This window comes from Geomobilimonas luticola (assembly GCF_018476905.1).
GTDB lineage: Bacteria > Desulfobacterota > Desulfuromonadia > Geobacterales > Geobacteraceae > Geomobilimonas > Geomobilimonas luticola.
Window position 1 is genome coordinate 1,267,985 of sequence record NZ_JAHCVK010000001.1, and the last position, 16,858, is coordinate 1,284,842.

Annotated in this window: 6 protein-coding genes; all 6 read right to left on the bottom strand. The window is 50.4% G+C overall.

Going from position 1 to position 16,858, the window contains the following annotated elements; all coding sequences use genetic code 11:
- Nucleotides 1-58: 58 nt before the first annotated feature.
- From mads8 to mads2 (KI810_RS06075), 6 genes are read right to left on the bottom strand one after another with little or no spacing between them, the layout of a single operon-like run.
- A complete protein-coding gene (mads8, locus tag KI810_RS06050; RefSeq protein WP_214174546.1) occupies nucleotides 59-5,518 on the bottom strand; it encodes a methylation-associated defense system ATP-binding protein MAD8 in 5,460 nt (1,819 codons plus the stop codon).
- On the bottom strand, nucleotides 5,515-7,197 hold the full coding sequence (gene mads7 / locus KI810_RS06055; protein ID WP_214174547.1) for a methylation-associated defense system protein MAD7: 1,683 nt from the start codon (nucleotides 7,195-7,197) through the stop codon (nucleotides 5,515-5,517). Before mads7 ends, mads8 begins: the two co-directional genes overlap by 4 nt.
- Nucleotides 7,194-11,336: a methylation-associated defense system protein kinase MAD6 gene (gene mads6 / locus KI810_RS06060; RefSeq protein ID WP_214174548.1), complete on the bottom strand. Its 4,143-nt coding sequence runs from the start codon at nucleotides 11,334-11,336 to the stop codon at nucleotides 7,194-7,196. The genes mads7 and mads6 overlap by 4 nt, the downstream gene beginning before the upstream one ends.
- On the bottom strand, nucleotides 11,336-12,739 hold the full coding sequence (gene mads5 / locus KI810_RS06065) for a methylation-associated defense system restriction endonuclease subunit S MAD5 (protein WP_214174549.1): 1,404 nt from the start codon (nucleotides 12,737-12,739) through the stop codon (nucleotides 11,336-11,338). Before mads5 ends, mads6 begins: the two co-directional genes overlap by 1 nt.
- Nucleotides 12,736-14,757 (bottom strand): methylation-associated defense system DNA methyltransferase MAD2, encoded by a 2,022-nt coding sequence (gene mads2, locus KI810_RS06070; RefSeq protein WP_214174550.1) that lies wholly within the window; start codon nucleotides 14,755-14,757, stop codon nucleotides 12,736-12,738. The genes mads5 and mads2 (KI810_RS06070) overlap by 4 nt, the downstream gene beginning before the upstream one ends.
- The gene (mads2, locus tag KI810_RS06075; protein ID WP_214174551.1) at nucleotides 14,754-16,757 is read right to left on the bottom strand and encodes a methylation-associated defense system DNA methyltransferase MAD2; all 2,004 of its coding nucleotides are present in this window, start codon (nucleotides 16,755-16,757) and stop codon (nucleotides 14,754-14,756) included. Before mads2 (KI810_RS06075) ends, mads2 (KI810_RS06070) begins: the two co-directional genes overlap by 4 nt.
- Nucleotides 16,758-16,858 lie beyond the last annotated feature (101 nt).

Here is a 16,858-nt window from a genome sequence, read left to right on the forward strand (position 1 = left end):
TTTTTTGAATCCTTTTCAAATGATGCCTGTAAATCCTTAGTGACTGTGATAACAAATATTATTTTTTAACAGCTGTCTTTGTGCTTCCACCATGCTGCGTTATACGAGGGCGGCACTTGATCTTCACAGCTCCACGGGTGAAAGAATCGTCCGATGCCTTGCTCGACCAGATGTATGCCTCTCCAGTACCAAGATGACTCATCTTGTCGGAAGTCAGCTCTCCAAGGGCAGCATTGGCCTTCTGAATATGCTTAAGCCAAGCCGGAGAGTTGAACTTATGCATGATTATCTGCGAGGACAGTTCAATTAATGAAACCGGGACGGATGGTGGATCTTGGGATGCCACCATAATACTGGTTCCCTTATGGCGCATTTCGCGAACGACTTCGACGAGCCCCGATACCAAGTCGTCATTCTCGATGTATTTGTGAGCCTCATCGAATACGACCAGTTTATTGAATGCACTTCCCTGGTAGGTTGCTTCTGAGAAGATCTGCAACATCACCACGAACAGTCCAAGTGCCTCGTCCTTTTCAATATATTCGTCGCGTAGATCAACTATGATTAGTCGTCCAGGACGGATCAAATCATGAAGGCGTTGTCTGTCATCTATGTATTCACTCGCGAAAAGCAGACGTGTTTGAGCCAACTCCTTCAAATGGTCAGATAGCCCCGAATTGTCGATACTGTTTCTCAGTGCATCCAGGGTTAGGTTTTCTCTGAGTCCGCGCATTATGAGATTGATCTGACGCATATACATGCTCTGGCTGCCAATCGCACCCATCAGGAATTTCCAGTGGGCAGCCTTCAATTCGGAAGCAGAAAACGCAATGGGAAGGACTTCGATATCGGGGTATTCAGCTCTGCGTTCGTCTACCTTGTTCGAGGGAGTAAGAATCAAGACATCCTTCAAAGCCTCAGGATTGGTCTTATATCGCTCTCGCAGGACTCGGACCTCCTCATCCACCGAGTTCGCATGGATCATTGATGTAAATTCAGGAGCATAATCTTGCGTCGGGCTGTAATGGAAAATCACTGTGGCTAGTGGGCTTGGAAGCACATTGATGTGTTCTAGTGGCATGGAAGCCATCTCGATGACCGTACCAAGTGTGTAGCTCTTGCCACCCCCTTGTACACCGAAGAGGCTGATAGTATGGGTATGGTTCAAGTCCAGAGCGATCTTTCTTCCGGACACTTCACCCAGTAATCCATACTGGGGTGAGTCCCCATTCACACCAAGCATAATGTCGTAGCTGACATCGGCAGCACTCATCTGCTCAACCACTGCCTCTCGTGGCTTAATTTCTTCAGGATCGGAAGGCGTTAGCGGTTCGACCGGCACTACTTCCTCCTCTAGTTTTTCGTTTTCTTCGGAATTATCCGAAGATTGCGACTCCTGAACCGGGATGTCAGCCCTCTCTTGAACTTCAGTAGTTACATGGGCTTTTTCTAAAGCCGAATGATTGTCCATTGCTACTGGCACAGGCAACACTTCCGGTTCTTCCCAGAGCTTATCCAAAGTCCAAGACGTGGACCGTTCCCTTTTGGGAGCGATAAAGGCGGCCGTTTCGAGCTTAGGAACATTCGGAATGAATTGCTCACTGATGAAATATTCTGTTGGCTCTTCCTCAATTTCCACCGAAACGGGCTTGCGGCAATTATCAAGTAAAGCGTGAATCAGATTCTTGCCGATGCGATGATATTCAATACCGACCTCGTTATCAGGAGCTTCAGAGCCGTTCTTGTCAAAATCAAAGATCAGAGCACAGCGCCGGAACTGAAGAGAATAGCCTTGTTCAACGGACTCGAGTAGGCCCCGAGCTTCCTGCGCAGCCGTCGCATCAAAAATGCCATAACGAATGGCTCTCTCAAGATAGAACCGAAGAATCTGGGCCAGCTCACGGCTCTTGAGCAAGCGGTCTGGCCGATCCGGCTTTTTAAGTGACGGGTCAAAGTGCCGCTGGAGTATGCGTTCACTTTGATTAATCTGCGAAGAGATCCGTTCCTTAAGTTGGTTGAAAGCAGCAAAGTCACCTACCTGTGAATAACATTTCACTTCAATCAGATTGCAGGTAATAATCCTTTTAGCCAAGTCAAGATCAAATAGTGCCAAATCGGTGCGCTGCAGACTGATTGCATCGTTGACGTCATCAGTTTCACTGCTGGAACGGTAAAGATCTGTATGCGCATCCAAAGGAACTATGACTTGATTGTTCAAAGCCCCTTGATATTCAAGGTAAAGCCTTGCCAATGCCAATCCGAGGGCTTCGGCCTGCTGTGTGCGCGCAGAAATCAGTTTCAACGCAAGCTGCCCAGAGAGAGACCGCAGGTTTGCTAAAATCTGAGCCGATTGCTCACCATCTGCCGATAGGCCGTGCTCGAGAAGAACCGGCTTTAACATCGCCTCAAGCTCGTCACTTGATCGTGAAGAAATAATTAAATTGTGAGTAGACTGTGAGCTGGCCCCCGGGACGTAATCAATTAGGTAATCAGGTCTATTCTTCCGGCCACCATGATCGAAGAACTCAATACCCATGTTGCGATCAATGGTGAACACCCAGTCGCTGATCTGATGGACTTCATAAATCAGTTCACGTTGTGCTACATCCAATCCAAGAGTAACCACGGGTACTGCTTTGAAGCTCGATCCGGATGCCGCGACGGCAGAGGTAGCAAAACACAGATGGCGACTCATGGAAGAAAGCAGGTCAAAACAGGCAGGCTGGCTATCCGCATTGAGTGGACGGCCAACCACTGGACGTTTGTTCCAGTAAGTTCCAGAATCATCATCAACAAACTCGGTGTCGAAATCCTGTATCAGGCCGTGCATCGGTGTAATTCCTTGAGGTCTTTCGACAATCGAAAGCTCCTCAGCCGGGAACACATCCAGCAAAACGCTAATGTGGGCAGAATAGTCCTTAGTGTTGGTGTGGAATTCTGACAACGCGTGTTTGGCCAGATTCAACTTTGAAAACAGGTGGCTACCAGTCGAAGTAGCAAAGGCATCTGCTGCTTCGTTTACAATAGCACCGGGGCGAACCATCGATTCAAGAGCCTCTCCCAAGACTGGCGAATCTGGATCCGTGGTAAATAGGCGTATGTCATAACGCAAGTCGGCATACTCTCTCCTCTGCTGTAGTGACAGCAAAGCATCCGCTATGACGGACCCGGCACCGGGATTAAAGATATTGAGTGACAGTTCACGGACGTAAGGATGCTGTGAGAGGTAGCGTTCAATCTTGTCTGCAATCACTTTGCCGGAGATGTCAGCGCCCGCTGCCGATGGTTCGGCCAGACCAAGTGCGGAACAGATTTCAGCCATTAAGCCCCGAGAGTTCTCTTCCGTCGTAGGGGCATAGAGTGCCCAAAACGGGTTCAGGTTATCGACAGGTGTGAATATTCGTCCGTCTGCGACAGGGACTCCCACGGGGTAAGCCGAGGGCACCAACCCCTCCAAGAGAGCTGATCTAACATGTGGGATATGATCTTTCCCGCCTGCTTTGACCTTTTCAATCCAGTCTTTTCCTAGCGTTACCCAGCTTGCCAGCCACAGCGCACGAAGTGGATGCGTCGGTGATACCAGAACAGCCTCACGATGCCTGCTCCGAAAATCGGTTACAACCACATGAATGGAATCCACAGCAAGTACATTGCGCAGAGTTTGGAGATGCTGTTGTCGCTCAGCCCCTGACGTTGTTTCTGCTTGTCGAATCAGGTTACGAACCAGCTCGAGATAGGCCTCAGCATAAGCCAAACTCTCCTTCTCGGCATCTCGGAAAGACATCCCCTGCGTAATCAGTTCAGCAGTACCCTTTCGAATTGTTGCAAACATCTCTTCACGAGCAGCCAGGAATGATGCCATGGCAGTTGACGATGGAAGGGTCAGTCCAACCTCCGAAGGTGGTTCGGCTGTGTCCATATTTATCTGCATCCTCCATCCGGAAGGATGCTTCGGTTCTGCCAGTATCCGCTGCTCGATGTTTTTGAGCATTCGTGACAACGGGATCTGAACAGCACCTTCACGACCAAACTTCGCCAACAGAATCTCCTGTCGTGAGGCCTTTTTCGAGCGCCCCCCCTCAGCCCACGCAACACCGGTCAAAACGATCTCCTCAGGGTCACGTTCATCACTGAGTGCTGTAAGTTGTAAACGAAAACGAGCGTGTTCAAGACTCAGCTCAATCGGAATTGCTCTTTGCGGCGGTTCTTCTTCAATGATGCCACCCGGAAGAACATAAAATGGTTCGCTCTCATTTGAACGCTTGGCCGCTTCAGAAATTGAGTCAGATTCTAGAGGTATTGGGTCACCGTCGATAGTCCAAGGGAGAACCCGTATAAAATGCCAGCCCTCTTCAAACTCAATCTTGTTTAGCTTGTCCAAGCTAATTGTAGATTGCAGTCGGTTCGGAGTCCACGCTTTGACTTTCTTGGATTTACCAACTGGGCCATCGTTCTGGGAAACGATCTGCACCGTGAAGTGATCCAGGCCACTAACTTTACCCGGATGAGGGGAGACCTCAAAAACTATATTCATCTTTCGGCGGTCATTAGGCACTAGAACCTGTTGACCAATCAGTTCGGACAGTTGATCATCGGTTTCATCTGTCTGTACCATGGGCAGATCAGTTTCCAGAACCGTCAGCAATACTTTGTCCAGAGAGATTTCTTCCTGAAAAGTCCATTTGTCGAAGGAAATGCTCCACCAGCTCTTGTCAGTCGCGATGGGTGCAGTCCAGACTTCCGGTTCTTGGACGTCATGCTTTTCAAAGTATGCAAACAGAAGGGACTCTAGGCCCTTGCTACTCAGCCCCAGATCTGCAATGCGGCCACGCACTGATTTATGCGAACCCATCAGATTTCTGACACTATTTAAATTCCGTCGGATTTTACCATTGACCATCCCGGGATCGGCAAAGAGCTTAAAGTCCGGAATCAGTGTCAATTCATACAGGCTGGCCCCCAGCGTTTCACCATCGATGCCGTTTTCCAGTGCAGTAAGCAGGTAGCTTACCCGGGCAACATCGTCGGCAAACAGCCATTCTTCTTCGGAGAGGATTCCAAAAATATCACGAACATGGCCGACCAAAGTTACTGGTAGGCGTTCAATCAACGAGCTGATGAGATCTTCATAGATGCCAGTAAAGGTCAGCTCCTCAAACGTGGCCACACCAAAGGAATCTTCGGCACTGGTGCGCAATGAAGTCGGAGTGAAAACCAGTAGCGGTTGGCGCAGTTCTCCATCGACATCGGGGTTTCGTAGTTCTACCAGTTTGGTGGAAGTAACCCGATGTGGCAGCCTTTCCTGATCATGGCTGCCTAAAATAAATATATTTGCATCAGGACGAGACCGGCGCAACTGCTTGCAAACTGACTCCATGACCTCGTCATCAAGGTCGGTAACTCGCATGCAGTGTCCCGGACCACGATCACCCAGGATCGCTTCAATACGTGGGCACAGCAAACCTGCAACTGCCGCGTTCAATTTCCCTTGAGTTAGCTTGGTGAACGCGTTACTCATGCGTGCCTCCCGCTCATATCTGTTCCGTTGTTTCTCTCAATAGCATAGCGTGGCGATACCTTCTGGGTCACGTAGGCATCTGATAGGTCCTCATAGAAACCAATTTCTCGTAGACGCCGTTTGAACGCCTCAAGGTTCAGGCGCAACGCTCGACGATCCAGTATGCTACTGTTGGTTTTGCCGTTTTCCGGCAACCGATCTATGTATAGGCCGTAACGATTCCTCAGGAAAGCGAGTAACTCTTCGATGCGTACTTCCCGTGTTATAAAGCGGCCACCATCCTGGGTCAAAACTGCTAACTGTAAGAGCACTTCAAGCAATTTGCTGCCCAGCATGAATCGACGCGGACTTCCCTTGGATCGTGATTGCGCCAACAAACCGTTATCCTTGTTCTTGAGAAGAAGGGAGTCCAAACACTCTGTAATGTACTGACGGTGATACTTGCCCCGGTAAGCCATCAGAATCTCAATGAACGACTCAAACTCATCGAGACCCATGGCATTTACTTCACGAATTTCCGGATCAACATCCTCTTTGCTCGCTGTGGACTCCTCTATCAAGCTTGCCAGGCGGAACTTAAAATAGGCCTGGCGATCAGCATCGTGCTCTGGTTTTAACAGCGAAACCAGATCACTGACAGAAAACACGCCGCTGGCTGGCGAGGCTAGCTTGCCGATTTTCTTGCTCAGGTATTCGGCCATCTCATCGAGTTTCTTTACTATGAAATTGGCCTGCACGAAGGCTGGAATCTGTCGGTACATGCGATCGGTCGATTTCCGCGCCAGCTCAGCCATGTGGGGATTGTTCACATCACCCATATCCACAACCAACGAAACCCGGTAAGGGCAGTTCTCAAGCGCATTGTCGAGCCCTGGATTGACAGGGCATTCCTTAGTGTTACAAAGGTCGTTACCAGCGCGTTGTTTTACCAGTTTGGGGAGCATCTGCAGGAGTTTTAGGTGATAGAGTGCCAGGTGGAACGCCATAAGGGCCTTGAGATAGTCTACCAGCACCGAACGTGGGATGTACGGTTCATAAGCCAAAAGCCTTAAAATGTCGTCAGCCATGATGTCGGCCTGACCAATACACAACGGTTGAAACCGAGAGGGTTCCTTGGAGTCTTTCATGTCCTGGGTGACCTGGTGATCCAGGCGCAGAATCGCCTGGGTTTCAACATCCACCGAGGCACTGGGATCGTAACGATCTGTGACCAGGTCAATCCCAGGGAAGAAGAATCGCTTCAAAGCATCGCGGGCCGCCTGACCTTTACCTCTACGGGCATAAAAAAGCATCCAATAGACTTGCTCTGCAGCACCGTAGTCTCTGGTGTGCTTGGCATTTCGGAATTTGTAAGTGTTGCCATGCAAAGGCCTTGGTGCAGCAACAGCCTGATTGGCCTTGCCCCGGTTCACCACATCCATGAGGTCGGTCTCGATCCAGCGATAAACCACATGCGGATAACGGTCGAAACCTGCAAACCACTCAGGATGTTCTAGAAAATCCTCCATGAACTCTTCAACTGTGAGGTCACCACCACGCGGCGGACGTCGACTGGCATAGCCATCGTACTTCAGGCGTGGGAAAAGCATTGTCAGCACTCGATCCATCTCGATGTGTTTGAAATCCACATAGGTGGATTTTGGCGTCCGAAACTCCTTGTCTCTGCCTTTGATACTCATGCTTCAGCCCTCCTGCTGACTTTCCCCAGATGCAGGATGCCGCTCTCATCACGTCGAATCTGGAAAAACTCGAAGCCGCTTTCCGTCAGGAGTACCTCCTGATACGGAGCCGCCGATAAGACATTTTTGAAGACAGCCAAGCTCAGGTAGAAGCCTTCTTGTTCCTCAATACTTGGCCGATAACCGTTATTTAAACGCATCAGCATCTCATATATGTCGAGGTTGATTCGCAAACTCGCTTTGTGGCCATCGCCCGAGACGTAGAAAAGGACAAGTGCTTGGGACAGGCATTCCAAAAAGGGATGTGCCACTGTTTCCTGCTCGGTGCGTAGTGTAAATTGGTCACCATCGAATAGCCGATAGCTCTGAATGGTGCCCTTTTCCACTTGGCGTACACGTAACGCTAACTGATTGCCAAGACGCGCCGGATCGTTCAATCCTTCACCCCGGTTGATCGCCCGGAGGATGGCCGTTACCTCATCAACACACTTCACACCGAGCTGTCTGATGGCGTCAAGGAAAGGATCGATGCTTCCGTAGGGCAGCATCTCTTTCCAGCCTATGTCACGGCGTTCGAAAAAATGGCGGCGACGCATGTGGGACAGGTAGTTTCGATGCTTGACGATCAGTCGAGCACGGTTCTTTGACGAGTAATCACGAGGCAGATTACTGAACAGCGTCTCAACAAGTTTGTCGTCATAGCTGGAACGCTCGGCAAACGAGAAACGACTCATGGCCTTGGTCTTGGGATTCAAGAAGCCTAACTCTCGATCCAGATCCGGATTGCTGACCTCGGCGACATCGATCTCGCGCAACAGCGAAATTAGCCGATCATTCGAGCCTTCACCGCCACCAAGCCAGGAATTGAAATAGAACCCATCGAGAATTCGATTTTGGTTCTCTTCACCACCATTGTGGTAAAGCTGATGGATACCATCGCAGTCGCGGGTGCCAACCAGCATGAATGCCAGAGCAGAACGCAGGTCGCGCATCGTAATGTGCAAACGGCCTCGTAGGTGGGTGATGGTGTAAAGCATCTTTAAACGCTCGATAACCTTTGGGCCGGCAATAAGGTCCTGAAAAGTTCTGGCATTGTGATAGGCGTAGCACTTGCCGCTGAGATCGCACTTATCACATGCCTGCCAATATTCCTGCTGAGTCATACGGACAACCAAGCGCTCCAGAATAGAGGGATGGTCTTCCACAGGCTCGGCAACTACAGAGCGCAAATTGAGGTTGATTACCGCCACGCCATTTTCGGGGACAGAGCCCGCCAACCCCTGCTGAATTTGCTGGGAAAGCAGCGGAAATTCTTCTTCATGCTCGAGGAAAAAATCAACCAATCGTCCCTCGTTGATCGCAATGAGGCGGGTCTGGTTTACAGGCCAACTCGTGTTGTCTTTACCCGCAAAAGGGCCAAAGAATTTCTTGAGCACGGCGTCATTGCACTCGTCGCCTTCATCCTGGCTACCGTCGTAGTTGCTCTGGTAGACGTGCCCCTTTACTTGGAAAACGGTACCATTTGCGCCTCGTTGCAGCTGTGCGCCATTACTCTCCGCAAAGGTCTCGAACTGCTGAATGAAGGCCGTTTTCCCGTCGCCGGCGTTCCCGCTGATGATCACCAAACGGAACTCGCCCTTGAGTAAAGCTGGCTTGAGCTTCTCGTCCAAGTAGGTCGGCACATAGGTTGCCTTCCCAACCTCATCCAGACCACGGGTTCCCGCGTTGGATACCTGGCTCTGGCTGTAAATAGTCAGCAGATGCGTTACGAAAGGATTGGTATTCGGTTTGGTTGGCTCAAAGCCCAGGTTCGCCACGATCTTCGGTCCTGCACCAATTTCACCAGTGGTGAGCACTGAGCGGTATTGCTTAACCTCGGCCAGGGTCGTCAGGAATTCCGACGATGACGCAAAGCGGTCCTTGCGCTCAGGAGCAATCATCTTCACCAACACGTTTACCAGCGATGGGCTAAGTTCCGCGCAGCCTTTGAACTGCTTGGGGTCCTTCGGTTGATCTTTGATGGGCGGCGTTGGTTCATCAAATGGGTATTTTCCGGTCAAGCACTCGTAAAAGGAGATGCCCAAGGCATAAAGGTCGCGATCCATCCGATCTGAAGCATCGGGTTCGTTCGAGTAGTCATAATCCGGTGGGAGATAACGGCGCGTGCCACCACCGCCTTGAACTTCGTCGTTCTCGGTAACAGCAACATTGAAGTCAATAATGCGAACGCCCTTGTCGGTCCAGAGTAGATTGGAAGGTTTAATGTCCTGATGGTAAACCCCGTGCTTGTGCAGATGACCCAGCCCTTCAGCAGATTCACGTACGATCCGCACGGAGTCTTCCAGCGATAGAGCCTCGGCATCGATTAAATCAGAAACGTCAAGACCTTCCACATATTCAAAAACTATATAAGGTGTCTGCTTGGCATCTGCCATACGATCCGCCCAGATCACTTTAACCACATGCGGATGGTCGGGCAGATTGGTCAAGGTCTTATACTCCCGACGCAGCCGCTCATAAACGCTGCGACGATCCTTGGTCACCAACTTGATGACCCGCACCACATCACCCAGGGAATCGAAGACCTTATAGGCGACACCAAAGCCACCGCTGCCCAGTTTTTTCTGGATACAGAAGCGATCAGCCAGGATAAAATCTTGCGGTAGATCGGTCAGGTTGTCGGGAAGATGCGTTAGCAAACCAGTCGGACCACTCACCTCTGGGGCGGAGTCATTCTTGGCTTCGGGCAAAATCAGGTCGTCGAGGGCCTTACGGGCAATAGCCGCGCTGGTATGACGATCTTCTGGATCAAACTCACAAAACTTCTGAAGCCATTCGTCGATGCCCTTGGGCAGGTCCGGCTTGTGCTCTGAAGGCTTCATCGAGAACTTGCCATCTGCCTCCATCATCTGGTCGATGTTTTCGAATGGCAGTTCACCGGTCAGCAGCTCATAAAAGATGAGCCCGGCTGCATAGAGGTCGGAGGCAATGCTGGCCTGGGTCGGATCCTTGAAGCACTCCGGTGCCTGATAAGTTACTTCGAGGTCATCAATAATTTGATCAGCGATTGTTGAAGTGCGGTTCTTGCCCACCCGGGCAAAGTCAAAGCCGGTGACGCGGGCTTGCCCACCTTTGGTCACCAGAATGGCATCCGGGGATAGGTTGCGGTGGATCACCTCGTGACGGTGGGCATGGTCCAAAGCTGACAATACATCTCGCATCACCTGAAGCTTTTGATCAAAAGTGAGCGCCAGTGAGGCTTTGTTGATGTGTAGCCGCAGGGCTTGTCCGGGAAGATCTTCGGTGACCAGCACCACCTTATCTTCATCGTCATTAACGAAGAGATCCTTCACCGCCAGCACATTGGCGTTGGTTGGCATGTGCGCAACTGCACGGTAAGCATTGCTGATCTTTTTGAACTCATCCTTGCGGGCAGCTTCATCCTGGTACGGGTCGGCCTTATACACCCGTAGGCGAGCCAATCCGCCGCTTTTGCCCAACAAGTTATGTTTGGCTCGGTATTCAGTATAGCGGTCAGTGCCGCCCAGTTTCTCCTCCACCTGCCAGTCGCGGAAAACGAGAGCCGCACTCTTGGGTTTGGCATTGCCAGTGATCGCTTTTGCAATCTGAGAGTGAAAACGGGTGATGTTATCAAGTCGGTTGTTGGGAATACGGCTTTGGTCTCGGAAGTATTTAAAGCAGTGTTTGAAGTCGGTCACGTCCGGACCGTCAATTCCGGAGGGATCATGGATTGCTGCACTGTCACAGGTGAGCAGTACCGTGGCATGCACATGGGCTTTGCGCAGTTCGATCAGGCCAGTGTTACTCTCCCGGATGATGGTAGCCATGGTCTTCGCGTGACTGCGCAGTTTTGCCAGAGGTGAGAAGAATGGTTGCCGTCCCTCAGGATACCACTTTGAACCATACACATCGATATTGCCCCGAGTACCCTTCACGTCCACCAGATAAACTGCGTGAGGCGCAAGGATGGCGATGTCGATTTCAAACACCTCCGCCCCCTGGCGCATCTCCAAGTTATGGAAGATCAGCCAACCCTCAGGCAAGAGATCCCGGAGAAAGCCAATGGCCTGACGTTCAGACTCGTTTGCTGGTTGCCCGATGGGTATAACCTTCGCCATTAGCGGCCTCCCTCCTCGATGGTGCGCTCGACGAGAGAAATGGCGGCATCCTCCAAAGATAGTGCGTGGTCTTGAAGGACTCCTGCAAGGTCCACCATTTCACCGATTTTCTTTTCAATCTTTTTATCAATTCGAGGTATAGGAAATGCTGCCATCAGCTTGGGATGCTGATACTGCTGTTTGCTTCCGATACTAATTGACCGCATCATTCTAAATGCAAATCTTGAACGTAAAAAAGCATACAGATATCCGGGATCTATTGATCCATTTGGAATACACCTATAAAAATGCCCTGAATATGCATATTGAGAGCACCTTTCAGTTACATAAACTGCGCGACAATAAACCTCAGATTCACCAAAAGTACCTTGACAAGGGATTACGGTTGTTTTTGGAGGAACAATAAGCCCAAGTCCTTCAATTGACTTACGCGAAATCCATCGTCCTCCTGGGCGTAAGAAAAAAGCTTCGCGTTGGCCTATCAATAAAGAGCCGTGCTCTGGCTCACAATCAATCCTAGAAAAGACGATATATCCTTCAAAATTATCTCTTTTAACGATGTCACCAAGCTTGTCATGATTTATCGACGAAACATAATTCCACAATTCTTTAGCCCGTGGGTCATAATTAAGTGCCCGTATAGTAAAGGCATTAGATGATTTCTCAGCCCAACCATTTCTTCTATTATCAGACAGATAAGATTCATTCTCTGATTCCGACAACCCAGCGGTTTGAAAAAGGAGAGCGGTCGCATCTCTCATAAGGCGAGAGGATTCAGTAAGTTCATCGGCGGCCTGTTGAACCAGATCATGTGCCTGCTTCTCTATTTCACTTAAGCGAGGAACCGGAAGGTTTGCAATATGGCTAGGTTCAAGATGAGTGATTATGGAACCATAAGTTCCTGATGTTACAAGAGGCAACCCAAATTTAGTTTTCAAGTATGCGAAAATATAACCTGGCAAAACCTTTTTCCTGTCAGGGATTACCCTCAACACATCCTCTGTGCATGCCATGCCATCCATTTCACCTCTGGCGTATGCCATTCTCCCGATAGTTCCGGACCTTGAAATAAGAGTCCACCCTTCCTTAATAAGTAGATTTTTATTTTTATTTGTAGCTGACTTTGCAATGAAGCTCAGATAACTGAGATCTGAATAAAGGATGTCTGTGCTAGAAAGAAATGGGTATCCGTATTCAGGACTATCAACCCAGATTCTTGCAATTCTACCAGCATTTATTATTCCAGAAATTCCCCCTTCTGTTAGTTCGCTAAGCCGATCCTTGGGAGCGGTAAGTTTTTCAAGATGATGTCGAGCTTCAATTGCACCAGACATGTAAGGGCCACAGTCAAGGCGGCGACCTTCTAGTACAATTAGGGCGCTGGATATGGTTTTTACCTTCATTCTGCCACCTCGCCGTTTTTCATAAATGCCGTAAATTTATCTGCTACTATGGGAAGCTCGTCGTTGATTCTGCGGGCTCGGCGAACCACGCGTTTCACTTTTACCTCACCACCTTCACGTACCCGCTCGATAACTTCCTCATCGAAAATCAGTTCATCACCATCGGGAGCACGCTGGAACAAGGGATTTCCCTTTCGGTCCATGCCTGCTCGATCAATTACCGCCATGAATACTTTGTACTCAGGGTGTTCCGGACGGATCAGTTCTTCTTGACCTCTCCTCCTCAGAATTAGCAATGAGCAAAGTGCTGGCGAAAGACCAAATTCTTTGACCGTGGTAATAAACGGTTCAATTGGCAAGTCCACGCTGGCATTCACCTCACAATGGCGAAGAATCCACCAGCGTATTGGTTCATCGCCGGGGTTACCCAGCAGACCGTCAGGTAGCAGAATTCCAACACGACCAGTGTTCGGCTTCACCCATTGCAGAGCTCGCTCTATGAACAACACTTCGGGTGGTACGCCGCCGGAGTTCAGGTTGCCGGTATTGCGAAAGCCGTCATCCTCGTCGCGCTCCCAAACATGTCCTAAGTCATACGCGCTCAAAATGGACGCGTCAGATATCTTGTCTTGGCTGGAGAACCACGGGTTGAGCAGAACCATGTCCATGCTTCCCAGGGGTAACGCCGGGCGGGCGGTCTCGATGCCATCTAAATCGCCGTCTGGGAACGTGCGGGCATCGATGCGGAAAATGCGGCCGGGGTTTCCGGTGGTAAACAACATGTTCATACGACTGGCCACCGCCAGAAACGGATCAATATCACAGCCCAAGGCATTGTTAGCGGCCCAGGCCACTGTGTAGTTTTGTGCTTGCCGAATCTGTTCGGCGCTGGCCTCTTCGGGAGTAGTGCCGAGGGCGGCCAGATGCTGCTTGAAAATATGGGCGGCAGTCATGGCCAAAAAAGTTCCGGTACCACTGGAGCAATCCATAATACGTTCACCCGGCTTTGGATCGAGCATCCGTACCGCCATCTCAGCAACGTTCAGTGGCGTAGGGTAACGGCCTTCGCGACCATCCATCACGCTCCTGGCAACTGCACGGAAGGCGACGGTACGGTATCTGGGCTGAGTCTCGCTCAAAGAATAACGGGCCAACTCGGTGACCACCCGGGCTGTTTCATGGGGCTCCAAGGTCAAATCCCAGCCGCGTGTCAGTAGGTTTGGCTGCCAGGCCTTGGCCGCGGTGATGCATTCAGCGATTCGCCGCTGAATGGCCTGTTGACCAGGTTCGGTAAACGGTTCGTCACCCTTAATCCAGAATTTGCGCTCAGCACTCGGACGGGTTTCGTCGTAGATCTTGGCGAGCATCAACACGGCCAACTGCTTGAAGGAATCTTTATGATCGAGACCTAGGTTCCGGTTCAGGTACTGGCGGCAACGCAGGAGAGCATCCTCAAGGCCTTCTGCCTCAGCACTAACCTGGATCACGCCACCAGTGCGGTCAAGATCGGCTGTGAGCTCTCCAGGCACCGGCCAAACGCCGAGAGGTTTCGTTCGAACTTCGAAGCGAGTTCGCTCAACCTGACAATAAAAATCTTCCTGGTCGTTAGTCCACATGCCCAGCGACGCGCCGGGAATCAACTCCAGCAGCTCTTTCAATTCACGCAAGTCGGCCTCGGCTTCAACGATGGAGCGAAGTTTGTCGCGCTTCTTTTGTGGCTTGCAGACGATGATCCGCTGAAGGTTATCGTTTGTATGCGCGGTGTCAGAACGAAAAATAGCGATGTCGATACGTTTGCGTCCCTGGCCGGGAATCTGGGGGTTGTAGCTCACCTCAAGGTCATTTCGGTCAAAGCCATAGCTCTCAATGAGCTGACGTAGCACCTTCTGCATCAGCAACTTCTTGGCAGAGGCGCTTTCCTTGTTGCCAGTCAAGATGTCGATTAAGAAGTTATCCGGGCCGCTGTCTTCCGCTGCATCCTGAGTTGCTTCAATGATGTCGTCGTTGTGATCGGTCATTCATTTTGCTCCTTAAGAAATTCGCGGTACTTTTCAGCGATGACCGGCAAGTCATTGTCCTCTATCTTTTCACTGCGAGTAAGGGTCCGTTCAACGAAGCGCCCGCCGATACGGATTCGTTCAATATGCTGGCGCGGTTCGACGATTTCTTCCCCATCTGGAGTGCGCTTGTAGAGCTTGTTGCCACGACGATCGAAACCAACCTTATCGGCCACAGCCATGAAGACAGGGTACTCCTCGGTTCCACCCAAAGCCTCTGCGCGTTTTTCCTCTTCGCTCTTGCGCCGCAGGAATAGTAGGCTGGTAAGGATGTTGACGTTGGCCTCGGCGATGAATGCTTCCACAGGGAGGTCAATGGAGGCAAGCACTTGCGTTTCGCGCATGATCCACCAGCGGATATATTCTGCAGCGGGATTACCAAGAACACCGTCGGGCAAAACGATACCCATACGTCCGGTGCCAGGTTTCAGCCACTTAATGCAGCGCTCGATGAACAAAATTTCCGGAGCGACGCTGCTCTTGGGTACTCCGGTGTTGCGGAAACCGCATTCGCCGTCCGATTCCCAGCTATGAGCCAGTTCGTATTGCTCCAGAATATGTTTGTCAGTGATCGGAATATCGGACCCGAACGGGGGATTGGTTGCGATGATATCCACGGATCCCAGCTGGATTTCTTTCTTTGCGCTTGGCAGGTCAGCCAGATGTCCAAGAGGAAACTCCAGTGAGTTGATATTGTATATGTGCCCACGGCCATCACCAGCCAGAACCATATTCATCTGCGCGGCACGTATCAGAAACGGGTCGAAATCTGCTCCGAAAACATTGGCTGCGGCATACTCTTTCAATCGTTCATGGACATTCAGGAATTCAGTGGTGTCTTCATTTCCAGGTTGGGTATTTTGCTCATGTCGGAACTTTTTCAGCATGTGGCCGAGGGTGGCAACAAGGAACCCGCCAGTCCCACACGCTGGGTCCAGTAGTGTTTCGCTTTCTTCTGGGTCGAGCATTTCAATGACCAGCTTTACCACACCTCTTGGAGTGAAGTATTGACCCCGGTCACCACGCAGGTTCACACCCACTAACTCCTGATAGGCGACGCCTTTGGCATCGACATCGGTGCGAGTGAAGTCGTATTTGGCCAACTCGGAAACGATAAATGACAGGGCGCGATCAGAGAGACTAATCTCTTCATTGCCCCGAAATATGTTCTTGTACTGTAGTTTGACCTCGGCGAAGAGCTCCTCGATACGCTTGCGGATTGCTTTACGACCCTCGTCTTCAAATTGTTCTTTTGGCCCAGCCCAGAAGCGGCGCTGCCAGGCTTGGCGCTGTTTGGCCCGCAAATTCTCATCGTGCATCTTGCAGAAGATCAGGTAAAGGAACTGCCAGAAGGCTGCATCCTTGGGCATGCCTTCGTTGCCGTGTATGTAATTATGGCAACGACGGAATGTGATCTTTAGCATCTCGTTATCGGCAACACGGGTATGTGCGTCGGAGAGGACATCTTTGGTACCGAGTGATTCTTCAGCCATCGGCCAGTCGCCAATAGGATTACACTTGGTCTCGAAACGTTTTTGTTCTTTTTCGATGAAAAAGAATTCCAGACCGTTCGTCCACAATCCGTACTGGATGGATTCAACCTCACGCATGATGTTTTCAATCTCGTCGAGATCCTTTGCGGCCTGTTCGAAATCGCGAATACGTGCGGCATTTTTGCCAACATTAGGCTCTGGACGGCAAAGCACTGCACGACCCAAGTTCTCAATCACGTGTACCTTATCGTGATGGAAAATAGCGACATCAACCTTCTTGCGCCCACCTATGGAAAAATCTATCTCCATGTCTTCTGGCGAAAAACCGTATTCATGAATCAGTGCTCGTGCAATTCTCTGGCGGACAAGCTCTTTGGGTGTCTCTTTAACCTGGTTACCAGAGACATAGTCGAGGGTGTATCCTGCAGGAATTGTATTCTCAACTTGTACATTCTTTGTTCTGCTCATATAAAAACTCCAATGCAACTGGTGGATAACGTTAGCTAAAATTTGCCAATCAGCTTCAGATAGACCTGTGAAATCTGACAGACTATATCAAACAATAAAAA

Coding starts and splice junctions, on each gene's coding strand:
- mads6 (WP_214174548.1), bottom strand. CDS start 11,336: ATGGCGAAGGTTATACCCATCGGGCAACCAGCAAACGAGTCTGAACGT.
- mads8 (WP_214174546.1), bottom strand. CDS start 5,518: ATGAGTAACGCGTTCACCAAGCTAACTCAAGGGAAATTGAACGCGGCA.
- mads2 (WP_214174550.1), bottom strand. CDS start 14,757: ATGACCGATCACAACGACGACATCATTGAAGCAACTCAGGATGCAGCG.
- mads5 (WP_214174549.1), bottom strand. CDS start 12,739: ATGAAGGTAAAAACCATATCCAGCGCCCTAATTGTACTAGAAGGTCGC.
- mads2 (WP_214174551.1), bottom strand. CDS start 16,757: ATGAGCAGAACAAAGAATGTACAAGTTGAGAATACAATTCCTGCAGGA.
- mads7 (WP_214174547.1), bottom strand. CDS start 7,197: ATGAGTATCAAAGGCAGAGACAAGGAGTTTCGGACGCCAAAATCCACC.